Consider the following 12,877-nt stretch of genomic DNA (forward strand, 5'->3'; position numbering starts at 1 on the left):
GGCGCCTGCTGCCTGACACCTGACCGTCCGCGACTCGGCCGCTCCCTGATGCAGCCGCGTCTGCCGGGCCGCGCCCCCCTGCCCTGCCGTGCCCGTCAGTGCGGGCGCGCCCCGCTGCTCTGCCGCGCGTCTGCCGCTGCTGCCCGCCGGGACTTGCCCCTGCCGCCGAGCCCTGTCGGGGGCGGCCCGGAGACTTCCTCCACCCGGGGGTGGAGAAGATCCGCTCGAAGAATCCACCCGTGATCCACCCGCGCTCCGATCCCGTGACCTGCGCGTCTCCGTAGCTTTGAAGGCGTCGGCAGTACTCGCTCCGGCACCACCTTCTCGCACCGGGAGGCCCTGATGTCCGGGATCGTCGACGCGCTGGCGATCGTGGCAGTCGTCGTCACAGTGATCGTCCGGCAGTCCCGCGCCCGCCCTGTCGACGCGGAACGGCGCTGGTGGCTGCTGCCGGTGGCCCTCGCCGTCGTCGCGCTGCGCGACCCCGGCGTCCTCGACTCCGACCACCCGGCCGGATCCGCCGTCCTGCTCGCGGCAGAGCTGCTCATCGGCCTGGGCACCGGCGTCGGCTGGGGCTGGACCACCCGCATCCGGACGGCGCCGGACGGCACCGTGTGGACCGAGAGCACCAGGGCGAGCCTCACGGTCTGGGCCGTCGGCATAGCCCTGCGGGCGGGGGCCTACGCCTCCGGTTCCCTCCTGGGCCTGCACCAGGACAGTTCCGCACTGGTGCTCGGCCTCGCCGGAACCCTGCTGGTCCGCGGGGGAATCCTCGCCTGGCGGACCCATGCCCTCGGCCTCGTGTCCCGGCCCGCCCCGGCGTACGGTGCCGCCCAGCCGCCGGCCTGGAAGGAGCCCGTGTGACCGAGAACGCCTGGACACGCTGGCCGTCACGCGAAGCGCTCGGCCGTGCGGGGATCTCCCGGCCCCGGCGCCTGATCACCTGGGCCGTCCGGCTGCTCGCGCTGGCCGTGCTGCTGTGGGCCGCCTTCAGCGAGCGACACGTCGGCCTCGGTGGAGCGCTCGGCGCGACAGCGGGAGCGGGCCTCCTCGCCCTCACCTCCTGGGCATTCCTCCGGACGACCTACGAGCACCGGCTGGTGCCGTCCCTCGCCCTCATGGGCGTGCTGCTGAGCCTGGCGGTCGCCGCCGATCTCACGGGCTTCAGAGGCCCGGCCCTCGTGATCTGGTGCGCCGCCGGGGTCGGCGCACTGGAACGGCTGCCGCTCGGGGCGGCCGTCCCCGTCGCGTCGGTCGCGCTGGCCCTGTACTCCGCGTTCACCAACGATCTCTGGCTGACGACGGCCGTCACCGTGGCCGGTCTGACCCTCGGAGGTTACGTCCTGCGTCTGGACGCGGAGGCCCGCGGCAGTGCGCAGCGGCTGCTCGCCCAGGAGCGCGCCGCCCGCGCCGCCGAGGCCGAGTCCGCGGCGCTGGCCGAGCGGGCCCGCCTCGCACGGGAGATCCACGACGTGCTGGCGCACAGCCTGTCGGCGCAGCTCGTGCACTTGGAGGCGGCACGGCTGCTGATCGAGAACGGTGCCGAACGCGACCGGATCCTGGAACGGGTGGTGGCGGCCCGGGGAATGGCCCGCGACGGCCTCGCCGAGACCCGGCAGGCACTGTCCGCGCTGCGGGGTGAGCTGACCCCGTTGGAGGACTTCCTGGCCGCACTCGTCAGCACGGACGACGGTGCCGGGGTCACCGTCACCGGTGAACGCAGACCGCTGCCGGCCCAGGCCTCGCAGGCCGTGCGGCGGGTCGCGCAGGAGGCCCTGACCAACGTCCGCAAGCACGCCCACGGCGCCAGAGTCGATGTGCGGCTCGACTACAGCGCGCATGAAGTGACGCTGAACGTCCGCGACTCGGGCGGACGTCCGGGCGAACTCGACGGGTCGGGAGGCGGATACGGTCTGCTGGGCATGCGCGAGCGTGCCGAACTGCTGGGTGGTTCGCTGGCCGCGGGACCGGACGAGGAGGGGTTCGTGGTGACGCTGAAGGTGCCCGTATGAGCGGCACGGTGGAGGAGGGGAAGTCCGCGCGGGTGGTCGTGGCCGACGATCAGACCGTGGTCCGCGAGGGCATCGTGATGCTGCTCGGCCTGTTGCCCGGAGTGGAGGTCGTGGGGGCTGCCGGAGACGGTGAGGAGGCGGTCCGCCTCGTCGGGGAACTCGCGCCGGACGTCGTCCTCATGGACCTCAGGATGCCCCGCTGCGACGGTGTGGAGGCGACCCGGCGGATCCGGGCGCAGTATCCCGGGACCCAGGTCGTGGTCCTCACCACCTACGCGGACGACGAGTCCCTGTTCCCCGCGCTGCGGGCCGGCGCCCGGGGGTATCTGACCAAGGACGCGGGCGGGGACGAGATCGTACGGGCCGTGCACAGTGTGCTGTCGGGGCACGCGGGGCTGTCGCCGAGCGTCCAGCGCCGACTGCTGGAGCGGCTGGCGCGGTCCGAGGCGGAGCCCGTGCCGGCCGCAGAGGCGGCACCCGACGGCCTCACCGCCCGGGAGACCGAGGTCCTGGTGCTGATCGCCGAGGGGCTCAGCAATCAGGAGATCGCTCGCAGACTGAGTGTGTCGACGGCGACGGTGAAGACGCACATCAACAATCTCTTCGCCAAGACGGGGCTCAAGGACCGGGCGCAGGCGGTGCGTTACGCCTACGGCAAGGGGCTGGTGCGGCCGCCCACCGGTCAGGTCACCTGATGGGGTGAAGAGCGGCAGGAAGGGGAGTCAGAGATCTTTCCGTTCTGTCCATCCTTGGGCATGCAGTCAAGCAACGGTCGCCCTCGCGGAGACGGGGGCGGTTCCGAGAGTTCGGGCGGGAACCGGCAGGACCACGACACGGCGTCCCGTGACGTGAGGTACGGGGACCCTTGGTACGACGCGTCGGCCCCGGGACGGGGCGAGTCGGACGGGGCGGGCACGCCGGCACCGACCGTGCCCCCCGCACGCGGCGAGCCCCGTGCGGCGGGGACAGGTGCCCGCGAGGTGTACGTCGAGGCGCAGCGCAGCCGGGCGTTCCAGGAGGTGCGCGGCAGCTATCGGCGGTTCGTGGTGCCGGGGGTCGCGGCCTTCCTGGTCTGGTACGTGGGATACGTGGTCGTGGCGACGACCGCACCCGGGCTCATGGCGCGGCCCGTGGCGGGGGCGGTGAACGTGGGCATGGTCGCGGGGCTCGGCCAGTTCCTCACCACCTTCCTGCTCACCTGGGCCTATGCCCGGCACGCACGGCTGCGGCGGGACCGGGCCGCGCTGGAGCTGCGCTGGGACACCCAGGAACTGGCCCGCGCGGCGCAGGGGGGCGCCCTGTGACGGGTGACCATCAGACACTGGCTCTGCTGCTGTTCAGCGGGTTCGTCGCGGTCACCCTGGGGATCACGACCTGGGTGAGCCGGAAGCGGCACGGTTCGGTGGAGGAGTTCTACGTCGGCGGACGGCTGTTCACCCCGATGGAAAATGGATTCGCCATCGCCGGCGACTACATGTCGGCCGCCTCCTTCCTCGGGATCGCCGGACTCATCGCCCTGTACGGGTACGACGGACTGCTGTACGGGGTGGGATTCCTCGTGGCGTGGCTGCTCGTGCTCTTCCTGGTCGCGGAACTGGTGCGCAACTGCGGGCGGTTCACGCTGGCCGACGTGGTGGCCGCGCGCATGAGCGAGCGGCCGGTGCGGATCGCGGCCGGCACCTCGTCGGTCGTGGTGTCGGTGCTGTACCTGGTGGCGCAGATGGTCGGCGCGGGCAGTCTGGTCGCGCTGCTGCTCGGACGGACGAGTGGCGCGGCCCAGGTCTGGGCGGTCATCGGCGTCGGCGCGCTCATGGTCGTCTACGTGTCGCTGGGAGGGATGCGGGCCACCACCTGGATCCAGATCGTGAAGGCGGTGCTGCTGCTCGGCGGGACGGTCGTGCTGACCGTGCTCGTCCTGCTGCGCTTCCACGGTGACGTCGACCGGCTCCTGCTCACCGCCGCGGAGCACAGCGGCCACGGCAGGGCCTTCCTCGCCCCGGGACTGAAGTACGGCGGCGACTGGACCGCCCGGCTCGACTTCATCAGCCTCGGGCTCGCTCTGGTCCTGGGCACGGCCGGACTGCCGCACATCCTGTCCCGCTTCTACACCGTGCCGACCGCGCGAGCCGCCCGGCGCTCCGTGGTGTGGTCCATCGGCCTGATCGGCAGCTTCTACCTGATGACGATCGTCCTCGGCTTCGGAGCGGCGGCGCTCGTGGGACCGCGGGCCGTGCGGGCCTCGAACGCGGCCGGGAACACCGCAGTGCCCCTCCTCGCCCTCGACCTCGGCGGCGGGACGGGCTCCACGGGCGGCACCGTGCTGCTCGCGGTGGTCGCCGCCGTCGCCTTCGCCACGATCCTCGCGGTCGTCGCCGGTATCACCCTCGCCTCCTCGGCCTCGGTGGCCCACGACCTGTACGCGTCGCTGCGCCGCCCCCGGGACAGGGGCGCACACAGCGAGGTGGCGGTGGCACGGTGGGCGGCGGTCGGCGTCGGCGTCGTGGCGATCGCCCTCGGACTGCTGGCCCGGGACCTGAACGTCGCCTTCCTCGTCGGACTGGCCTTCGCGGTGGCCGCGTCGGCGAACCTGCCGGTCCTGCTCTACTCGCTGTTCTGGCGCGGCTTCACCACGCGGGGTGCGGTGTGGGCGGTGTACGGCGGGCTGCTGCCCGCGATCGGACTCGTGGTGCTGTCGCCGGTGGTGTCCGGCAGCCCGGAGTCGCTGTTCCCCGGCGTCGACTTCCAGTACTTCCCGCTGGAGAACCCGGGCGTCGTCTCGATCCCGCTCGGCTTCCTCGCCGGCTGGCTGGGCACAGTCACCTCGGACGAGACCCCGGACGAGGCCAGGTACGCCGAGACGGAGGTGCGGTCGCTGACCGGGGCCGGAGCCGTGTAGTCCGGGTGCGGGCCACTACGGCGCCACCCAGGCGTACCGGTGTTCCGGGCGCCCGGTGTCGCCGTACCTCAGGGACAGGCGCAGCCGCCCCGCCTGTTCCAGGTGGCGGAGGTAGCGCTGCGCGGTGGAGCGGCTCAGGCCCGCCCGGGCGGCCACTTCGTGGGCGGACAGCGGCTGGTCGGCGCGGTGCAGGATGCCGCAGATGAGGTCCGTCGTCGGCTCGGAGTGGCCGGAGGGCAGGCCGGGCGCGGACGGGGCGGGAGCGGTGCGCAGGGCACCGAAGATCCGGTCGATCTGCTCCTGTCCCGTCTGGCCGCGGCCGCCCACCCGGTCGACGGTGCGGCGCAGGGCGGCGTAGGAGTCCAGGCGGGACCGCAGCGCGGCGAAGGTGAACGGCTTGACCAGGTAGTGCAGGGCGCCCAGGCGCATCGCCTGCTGGACCGTCGTCACATCGCCCGCCGCCGTGATCATGATGACGTCGGTGCCCTGGCCCTGCTCCCGCATGTGGTGGACGAGCTCCAGGCCGGTGCGGTCCGGCAGGTAGTGGTCGAGCAGGACCAGGTCGATGGGCCCGCGTTCCACGACGGCCAGGGCCTGGGCGGCACTGTGCGCGCGGGCGGCCACCCGGAACCCGGGAACCTTTCCCACGTACTTGGCGTTGATCTCTGCGACGCGGAAGTCGTCGTCCACCACCAGGACGTCAATCATCAGGCCTCTCCTTCAAGGCCGGCGAGCCTCATGCCCGTGTTCTCGGCTCCGCAGTTGTAGCGCGAGCAAAATGAGCACAACAGATGTCTGCGAGCAAAAGAACGGCTTGCGCGCACAAGGCTCCTGCTGTGGCTGGGGTCACACCTACCGTTCCGGCCCATGAGCGCACACACCAGCCCCGCCATCGAGCTACGGGGCGCGACCAAAACCTTCAGGACCCCCTCCGGCGGATCGCACACCGCGGTGCGCGGGCTCGACCTCACCGTGGCTCGCGGGGAGTTCGTGGCCGTCGTGGGCCCCACCGGGTGTGGCAAGTCCACCACCCTGACGCTGGTCAGCGGCCTGGAGGAGCCTACCGAGGGCGAGGTGCTGGTGGCCGGGGAGCCGGTCGGCGGCGTCGGCGGCAAGGTCGGCTTCGTCTTCCAGCAGGACGCCACCTTCCCCTGGCGGACGGTCCTGTCGAACGTCATGGCCGGCCCGCGCTTCCGGGGCGTGTCCAAGGCGGAGGCCAAGGAGAAGGCCCGTGAGTGGCTGGCCCGGGTGGGGCTCGCCGCCTTCGAGGACCGCTACCCGCACCAGCTCTCCGGAGGCCAGCGCAAGCGCGTGGCCCTGGCGGCGACGTTCGTCAACGACCCCGAGATCCTGCTGATGGACGAGCCGTTCTCGGCGCTCGACGTGCAGACCCGGGCCCTGATGTCCGACGAGTTGCTGGAGCTGTGGGAGGGCACCGGCGCCTCCGTCGTCTTCGTCACCCACGACCTGGAGGAGTCCATCGCGCTGGCCGACAAGGTCGTCGTGATGACCGCCGGTCCCGCGACCGTGAAGCAGGTCTTTCACATCGATCTGCCGCGCCCGCGGAAGGTGGAGTCGGTGCGCCTGGAGCCGCGGTTCATCGAGATCTACCGCGAGATCTGGGAGTCCCTCGGTGAAGAGGTCCGCATCACCCGCGAGAGGGGTGCCGCCCATGTCGCCTGAGGTGCTCAGCACTCCGGTCGTCGACACCGCCAAGGCGCCGGGGCGCGCGGAGACCCGGGCCCGGGCCGCACGCCGGCGCAAGGTCCTCGTCAATGCCGCGCGTACGGTGCTCCTGGTGGCCGTCCTCGGGCTGTGGGAGGCGCTGTCCCGCACCGGGGTCATCGACCCGTTCAACTTCTCGATGCCTTCGAAGATCTGGGATCAGATCCAGACCTGGGTGATGCACGGGACGGCGCTCGGCTCCCTCGGTGAACAGATCTGGTACACGCTGTACGAGGCATTGCTCGGCTGGGGCATCGGCGTGGTCGCCGGTGTACTCCTCGGGATCGCGCTCGGGCGGATCAGATTGCTCGCCGAGGTCCTTGGTCCGTACATCAAGGTGCTCAACTCGATCCCCAGGATCGTCCTGGCGCCCATCTTCCTGATCTGGTTCGGCCTCGGCCCGTCCTCCAAAGTGGCCTCCGCCGTGGTGCTCGTCTTCTTCCCCGTGTTCTTCAACGCCTTCCAGGGCGCCCGCGAGGTGGACCGCAACCTCGTGGCCAACGCCCGCATCCTGGGGGCGAGCGACCGCCGGGTGACCCTCCAGGTGGTCGTCCCGTCGGCCACCTCCTGGATCTTCACCAGCCTCCACGTCAGCTTCGGCTTCGCGCTCATCGGCGCCATCGTCGGCGAGTACATCGGTGCGACCAAGGGCATCGGCCTGCTCGTCTCGCAGTCGCAGAACACGTTCAACGCGGCGGGCGTGTACGCGGCGATGGTCATCCTGGCCGTCGTCGCCCTCGTCGCGGAGGGCCTGCTGACCTTCGCCGAGCGCCGCATCTTCCGCTGGAAGCCGAGCGGCTCCGACAGCTGAACGGCCCCCTCCCGCCCGCCTCGACCCACCCACCCACAAGGACGTGAACCGCATGCGCAAGACCGCCCGACACGCCTCCCTGGCCGTCGCCGGACTGCTCGCCCTCTCCTCGCTCACCGCCTGCGCCAACGACGCGGCGAGTTCCACGGCCGACACCGGCAGCGGCGGAGGCGGCGGCACGGGCGAGAGCGTCAAGATCATGGTCGGTGGCCTGGACAAGGTCATCTACCTGCCCGCGATGCTCACCCAGCGCCTCGGCTACTTCCAGGCCGAGGGACTGGACGTCCAGCTGCTGAGCGAGCCCGCAGGCGTCCAGGCCGAGACCGCGCTCGTCTCCGGCCAGGTGCAGGGCGCGGTCGGGTTCTACGACCACACCCTCGACCTCCAGGTGAAGGGCAAGGAGGTGGAGTCGGTCGTGCAGTTGTCGCACGCGCCCGGCGAGGTCGAGGTGGTCTCGCGGAAGGCGGCCGGCGATCTCACCTCGCCCGCCGGCTTCAAGGGCCGCAAGCTGGGCGTCACGGGGCTCGGCTCCTCGACCGACTTCCTGACCAAGTACCTCGCGGTGACGAACGGTGTGCAGGTCAGCGACTTCACGCCGGTCGCGGTGGGGGCCGGGCCGACGTTCATCGCAGCGCTCAAGCAGGGCGCGATCGACGGCGGCATGACCACCGACCCGACCGTCGCGACGATCCTGGACAAGAAGGCCGGGCAGATCCTCGTCGACATGCGCACCCCCGAGGGGTCGCGGAAGGCGCTCGGCGGGCCGTACCCGTCGTCGAGTCTGTACATGCAGACGGACTGGGTGAACGGGCACAAGGACACCGTGCAGAAGTTGGCCAATGCATTCGTCAAGACGCTCAAGTGGATGTCCACGCACAGCGCCAACGAGATCGCCGCCAAGATGCCCGCCGACTACTCCCAGGGCAACAAGGCCCTGTACACGCAGGCCGTCAAGAGCACCCTTCCGATGTTCACCGACGACGGTGTGATGCCCCAGGGCGGACCCGAGACCGTGGAGAAGGTGCTCAAGGCGTTCAATCCCAACATCAAGAACACGAAGGTCGACTTGAGCCGGACGTACACGACGGAGTTCGTCAAGGCGGCCCGCTGACCCCGGCGTGAACCCCGCACGGACGCGGGCCGCCCCCCAGGTGACGGTGCTCCGGGCGGCCCGCGCCGCCGTGCCCGGGGGCCGTCGGCCGGGTGCGGGATCAGCGCGTCTCCTCCCCGGCGTCCGGGACGTGCGTCGGCCGGGGCGCGGGCTCGGCCAGTGCCTCGGGCAGGACCACGGTGAACTCCGCGCCGCCGCCGTCCGCCGGGCCGACGGAGGCGGTGCCGCCCTGCCGTTCGGCGAGCCGGCGCACGAGGGAGAGGCCGATGCCCCGCTTGCCGTGCGCGGGCGGCTGCTTGGTGGACCAGCCCTCCGTGAAGACCAGTTCCCGGCGCTCCTCGGGGATGCCGGGGCCCGTGTCGCGCACCCTGAGGACGACCGTACGGCCCTCCGCGCGCAACTCGGCCTCCACGCGCGCGTGCGGTGTGCCCGCGACCGCGTCGAGGGCGTTGTCCACGAGGTTGCCCAGGACGGTGACGAGCTGCCGGGGATCGACCAGCCGGTCCGGCAGCCGGGTCCGCTCCGACACCCACAGGGCCACCCCGCGCTCCGCCGCCACCGTCGCCTTGCCGACCAGCAGTGCGGCCAGCAGCGGGTCCCGGACCTTCTCCGTGACCTGCTCGGCAGTGGCCCGGTGGTCCCCGACCACCTCGCCGATGAACTCCACGGCGTCGTCGTACATCTCCAGTTCCAGCAGCCCGAGCAGGGTGTGCATGCGGTTGGCGTGTTCGTGGTCCTGGGCGCGCAGCGCGTCGATCAGGCCGCGCGTGGCGTCGAGTTCGCGTCCCAGCCGCTCCAGTTCGGTGCGGTCGCGCAGGGTGGCGACGGCGCCGCCGTCGCCGGTGGGCATGCGGTTGGCGACCAGGACGCGCTGTCCGCGCACGGTGAGCAGATCGGTGCCGGTCACCCGGCCGGTCAGGACGTCCGTCGTACGGCCCGTGCCGAGCGCCTCGTCCGGGGTCCGTCCCACGGCCTCGTCGCCGATGCCCAGCAGCCGGCGCGCCTCGTCGTTGAGCAGGCGGACCCGGCCGCCGTGGTCCAGCGCGACCACGCCCTCCCGGATGCCGTGCAGCATCGCCTCGCGTTCGGCGAGCAGCGCCGAGATGTCCGAGAAGGCAAGGTCGCGGGTCTGCCGCTGGACCCGGCGCGCGATCAGCCAGGCGGCCAGCGCGCCCACCGCGAGCGCGCCGCCGGCGTGGGCGAACAGCCCCGGGATCGCGCTGATCAGCCGCGCCCGCACACTGTCGTAGGCGATGCCGACCGAGACCGCGCCGACGATGCGGTGACGGGCGTCGTACAGCGGCACCTTGCCGCGGGCCGAGCGCCCGAGGGTGCCCCTGTCGATCTCCATGACCTCGGTGCCGCCGAGGGCGTCGGAGGGGTCGGTGGAGACGATGCGCCCGATCTCGGAGGCCGTGGGATGCGACCAGCGCACCCAGCGCCGGTCCAGGACCACGATGTACTCGGCGTGCGTGGCCTTCCGGATCCGCTCCGCCTCCTTCTGCACCGGGCCGTCGCCGGCCGGCTCGGTGGTCAGCACGCCCTCGGCGATCCGCGGGTCCTGGGCCGTCGTCTCGGCGATGGCCAGCGCGCGGCGCATCGCCTCCTCGTCCAGCTGCCTGCTCAGCGGCGCCAGGAAGAGCCCGGTCGCGAGCACCGCGACACCCGCGGCGACGGCTACCTGCATCAGCAGCACCTGCGAGAACACCCGCCGGGGCAGACCGAGGCGCGGACGGTGTACGGGGGGAGCGGGGCGCATGCGCCGACGGTACGCGGGAGGCCCACGGGCGTCACCGGGGGTGTGCCGCTCGGTCGCTGTGGGCGGCTGGTGCCTCTGCCCGCATGGCTTCACCGGGCCGGGGCACGTGGCTCTTTTCCGCTGATCAGGCGCTCATACGCCACGTAGCGCGGGCTCGGCAACGGTGCTTCCAACGGCCGGGGCGGCCGCACCGCGCATCCAGCCGCCACGATCACCGGTCCGGTGGACCCGCGCGGTCACAGCGCTAGCGGGCCAGGGCCGTGGGGCTCAGTTCGTGTACCTCGATCACGTCCATCCGTGCGGGTGACCCGAGTACGGTCGCGCCGCAGCTCTCCGGGCGGGGCGGGAGGGACGCTCCCTCGGCCACGGTGACCCGCCACCGGCGGCCGTCGACGTGGGTCACGGTGACCTCCCGGCGCCCGGCCGGGCCGTCGGTCCGCACGACGCTCAGCACGCCCGCGCGGTACTCGCCCGCCGCCGAACGCACCGCCAGCTCGGCCGCCTGGCCGGGTCGTTCCCACGCGGAGCAGCCTCGGCACCCCTCGACCAGTACCCGGCCGTCCCGGACGCCGTGCAGGGCCTCCTTGACGGTGTGCGCGCCGGCGCGGCCGTAGGCGTAGCCGTACGGCAGGACGAGCACCGTGGGTGCGAACCGGTGTCCACCCAGATGGGTGACCTCCCAGACGCCACGCACCCCCGACGCGACCAGCTCGGTGGCGAGGGGGCGGCCCAGGAGGGCGCAGCAGCGGTCGCGCTTGCCGTTGGTGCACACCAGCGCCAGCGGGTCGCCCTGGTGGGGCCGTCCGTCCAGCACCGTGCCGAGGGAATGGGGGTCACCCGCGCCGAGAGCGGTGAAGTCGAGGTCGAGCAGTCGCCGCGGATCGCGGGTGGTGGCGCCGTGCAGCCACACGCGCCCGGGGACGGTGTGGGCGGCGTACACCTGCCGCACCGGGGGCGTGCCGGGGTCGGCGTGCCGTCCGGGACGCCGGATGAGCGCGATCCGGACGCCGCTCCCCTCGGCGGCGGCCTCCAGGGCCCGGCCCAGCGCGGGATCCAGGTGACTGGACGTGAGTGCCCTGGCACCCCACGGGCCGGGCTGTTCCAGCAGCAGCCACGTCGTCGCCGTGGCAGCCGTTCCGGACACCGGCTCGTCGAGAGACCGGGAGACGGTCGCACACCTACTCACAGAGGTGAGCCTAACCTGACTTGCGCTGGGGGGACTTCCGGACCCGAGGTGTCCTACTCCGGGAGGGGGCGGGGCGGGCGCGGGCCGACGTAGTGGCCGCTGGGGCGCATGCGCAGCGGCCGCTCGCCGTACTCCTCCAGGGCGTGGGCGATCCAGCCCGCGGTGCGGGCGACGGCGAAGATCGTCTCGCCGGCCGTGGCCGGCATGCCGCTGGAGGCGGTGAACACCGCCAGGGCCAGGTCCACGTTGGCGTGCAGCGGGCGGTGCCGGGCGGTCGTGGCGACGACGTCGCGGGCCGCGAGCAGGGCGGGCTCCGCGCGCGGGATCTGTTCCAGCAGGTCGAAGAGGGCACGCGCGCGGGGGTCCTCGCCCGTGTACAGCCGGTGGCCCAGGCCGGGGACGTGCCGTCCGGCGCGCAGTTCCCCGGCGATCACCGGGACGGCCGTGCCCTGGTCGAGGACGTCCAGGAGCATGCGGTGGGCCAGGCCGCTGGCCGCGCCGTGCAGCGGGCCCTCCAGGACGCCGAGCCCGGCCGAGACGGCCGCGTAGGCGTGTGCCCGGGCCGACGCGGCGACCCGGACGGCGAGCGTGGACGCGGCCAGGTCGTGGTCGGCGAGCAGGGCGAGCGCGGTGTCCAGGACGCGCAGGGACGCCTCGTCGGCCGGACGGCCGGTCAGCTGGCCCCACAGGCGGTGGGCCAGCGGACCGTCGTCCCGCTGCCCGTACACGGTCGGCGGCAGGGCGGCGACGAGGGTGGGGATGAGGATGCGCGCGGTGTTCAGCACGGCCTCCTCGGACAGGTCGAAGCGCAGCGGGTCCTCGGCCGCGGCCGCGACCGCCGCCACCCGCAGCCGGTCGACGGGTGAGGCGTGCTCGGACAGGGCGTTCACCGCGCGGCGGGCGACCTCGACGGTGCCCGCGGGGGGCGTGAACGTCGCTCCGGGGTGCGGTCGGCCGGTCCACAGCCACTCCGCGACCTCCTCGTAGGAGTGCCGGGCGGCCAGCTCGACGGCGTCCACGCCCCGGAAGTAGTACCGGTCCTGCTCGATGAGGGTGATCCGGGTGCGGACGGACAGGTCGGTGCCGGCGCCGGGACTCCCGGCCGCCTCGCGCCGGCTGCGGCGGGCGAGCGCCTCCACCTCCTCGGCCGCGAAGGTGCTGGCCCGGCCGCCGGGATCGCGTCTGCTGCTGAGCAGGCCGCGGCTGACGTACGCGTAGACCGTCTCCGGCTTCACACCGAGCAGCTCGGCGGTCTCCCTGGTGGTCAGCCGGCGCCCGGGTCGGTGGGCAGCGGTGTCGTGATCGCGCATGGGGGTCACCGTAGTCGTCGCCGCCTTCTCTTGATCGATGCATATTGATTTAATCAATATTGACAGC

General features: G+C 72.7%; 12 protein-coding genes. 8 read left to right on the plus strand and 4 right to left on the minus strand.

Annotated elements, in window-relative coordinates; all coding sequences use genetic code 11:
• The first annotated feature begins 342 nt into the window (after window positions 1-342).
• Genes ACZ4K2_RS25085 through ACZ4K2_RS25105 form a run of 5 tightly spaced genes read left to right on the plus strand, consistent with a single transcriptional unit; the run spans window position 343 to window position 4,908 of the window.
• The gene (locus tag ACZ4K2_RS25085; protein ID WP_467476017.1) at window positions 343-864 is read left to right on the plus strand and encodes a DUF1453 domain-containing protein; all 522 of its coding nucleotides are present in this window, start codon (window positions 343-345) and stop codon (window positions 862-864) included.
• A complete protein-coding gene (locus tag ACZ4K2_RS25090; protein ID WP_467476016.1) occupies window positions 861-2,012 on the plus strand; it encodes a sensor histidine kinase in 1,152 nt (383 codons plus the stop codon). The genes ACZ4K2_RS25085 and ACZ4K2_RS25090 overlap by 4 nt, the downstream gene beginning before the upstream one ends.
• Window positions 2,009-2,707 (plus strand): response regulator transcription factor, encoded by a 699-nt coding sequence (locus ACZ4K2_RS25095; protein WP_467476015.1) that lies wholly within the window; start codon window positions 2,009-2,011, stop codon window positions 2,705-2,707. The genes ACZ4K2_RS25090 and ACZ4K2_RS25095 overlap by 4 nt, the downstream gene beginning before the upstream one ends.
• Window positions 2,708-2,767: 60 nt before the next feature.
• A complete protein-coding gene (locus tag ACZ4K2_RS25100; RefSeq protein WP_467476014.1) occupies window positions 2,768-3,316 on the plus strand; it encodes a DUF485 domain-containing protein in 549 nt (182 codons plus the stop codon).
• Window positions 3,313-4,908, plus strand: coding sequence for a solute symporter family protein (locus tag ACZ4K2_RS25105; RefSeq protein ID WP_467476013.1), 1,596 nt, complete (start codon window positions 3,313-3,315; stop codon window positions 4,906-4,908). Before ACZ4K2_RS25100 ends, ACZ4K2_RS25105 begins: the two co-directional genes overlap by 4 nt.
• Before the next feature lie 15 nt (window positions 4,909-4,923).
• Here the strand turns inward: ACZ4K2_RS25105 and ACZ4K2_RS25110 are convergent, their stop codons facing one another.
• Window positions 4,924-5,616 carry a response regulator gene (locus ACZ4K2_RS25110; RefSeq protein WP_467476012.1) on the minus strand — a complete coding sequence of 231 codons (693 nt, stop codon included), beginning with the start codon at window positions 5,614-5,616 and terminating at the stop codon, window positions 4,924-4,926.
• 159 nt (window positions 5,617-5,775) lie between these two features.
• Between ACZ4K2_RS25110 and ACZ4K2_RS25115 the strand changes: the two genes are divergently transcribed.
• Genes ACZ4K2_RS25115 through ACZ4K2_RS25125 form a run of 3 tightly spaced genes read left to right on the plus strand, consistent with a single transcriptional unit; the run spans window position 5,776 to window position 8,555 of the window.
• Window positions 5,776-6,591: an ABC transporter ATP-binding protein gene (locus ACZ4K2_RS25115; protein ID WP_467476011.1), complete on the plus strand. Its 816-nt coding sequence runs from the start codon at window positions 5,776-5,778 to the stop codon at window positions 6,589-6,591.
• On the plus strand, window positions 6,581-7,444 hold the full coding sequence (locus ACZ4K2_RS25120) for an ABC transporter permease (protein WP_467476010.1): 864 nt from the start codon (window positions 6,581-6,583) through the stop codon (window positions 7,442-7,444). The genes ACZ4K2_RS25115 and ACZ4K2_RS25120 overlap by 11 nt, the downstream gene beginning before the upstream one ends.
• 52 nt (window positions 7,445-7,496) lie before the next feature.
• Complete coding sequence (locus ACZ4K2_RS25125) at window positions 7,497-8,555, plus strand: ABC transporter substrate-binding protein (protein ID WP_467476009.1); 1,059 nt, start codon at window positions 7,497-7,499, stop codon at window positions 8,553-8,555.
• A gap of 100 nt (window positions 8,556-8,655) precedes the next feature.
• Here the strand turns inward: ACZ4K2_RS25125 and ACZ4K2_RS25130 are convergent, their stop codons facing one another.
• From ACZ4K2_RS25130 to ACZ4K2_RS25140, 3 genes are all read right to left on the minus strand, one after another.
• Window positions 8,656-10,314 (minus strand): ATP-binding protein, encoded by a 1,659-nt coding sequence (locus ACZ4K2_RS25130; RefSeq protein ID WP_467476008.1) that lies wholly within the window; start codon window positions 10,312-10,314, stop codon window positions 8,656-8,658.
• A gap of 244 nt (window positions 10,315-10,558) precedes the next feature.
• A complete protein-coding gene (locus ACZ4K2_RS25135) occupies window positions 10,559-11,500 on the minus strand; it encodes a sucrase ferredoxin (protein ID WP_467476007.1) in 942 nt (313 codons plus the stop codon).
• Between the two features lie 53 nt (window positions 11,501-11,553).
• Window positions 11,554-12,810: a citrate synthase gene (locus ACZ4K2_RS25140; RefSeq protein WP_467476091.1), complete on the minus strand. Its 1,257-nt coding sequence runs from the start codon at window positions 12,808-12,810 to the stop codon at window positions 11,554-11,556.
• Window positions 12,811-12,877: the final 67 nt, after the last annotated feature.

Source organism: Streptomyces sp. NPDC025833 (genome assembly GCF_055558055.1).

What these genes read in the sequence shown, in the direction of transcription:
- ACZ4K2_RS25095 (WP_467476015.1), top strand. Translation starts at nt 2,009, where the DNA reads ATGAGCGGCACGGTGGAGGAGGGGAAGTCCGCGCGGGTGGTCGTGGCC.
- ACZ4K2_RS25085 (WP_467476017.1), top strand. Translation starts at nt 343, where the DNA reads ATGTCCGGGATCGTCGACGCGCTGGCGATCGTGGCAGTCGTCGTCACA.
- ACZ4K2_RS25120 (WP_467476010.1), top strand. Translation starts at nt 6,581, where the DNA reads ATGTCGCCTGAGGTGCTCAGCACTCCGGTCGTCGACACCGCCAAGGCG.
- ACZ4K2_RS25115 (WP_467476011.1), top strand. Translation starts at nt 5,776, where the DNA reads ATGAGCGCACACACCAGCCCCGCCATCGAGCTACGGGGCGCGACCAAA.
- ACZ4K2_RS25140 (WP_467476091.1), bottom strand. Translation starts at nt 12,810, where the DNA reads ATGCGCGATCACGACACCGCTGCCCACCGACCCGGGCGCCGGCTGACC.
- ACZ4K2_RS25100 (WP_467476014.1), top strand. Translation starts at nt 2,768, where the DNA reads ATGCAGTCAAGCAACGGTCGCCCTCGCGGAGACGGGGGCGGTTCCGAG.
- ACZ4K2_RS25130 (WP_467476008.1), bottom strand. Translation starts at nt 10,314, where the DNA reads ATGCGCCCCGCTCCCCCCGTACACCGTCCGCGCCTCGGTCTGCCCCGG.
- ACZ4K2_RS25110 (WP_467476012.1), bottom strand. Translation starts at nt 5,616, where the DNA reads ATGATTGACGTCCTGGTGGTGGACGACGACTTCCGCGTCGCAGAGATC.
- ACZ4K2_RS25125 (WP_467476009.1), top strand. Translation starts at nt 7,497, where the DNA reads ATGCGCAAGACCGCCCGACACGCCTCCCTGGCCGTCGCCGGACTGCTC.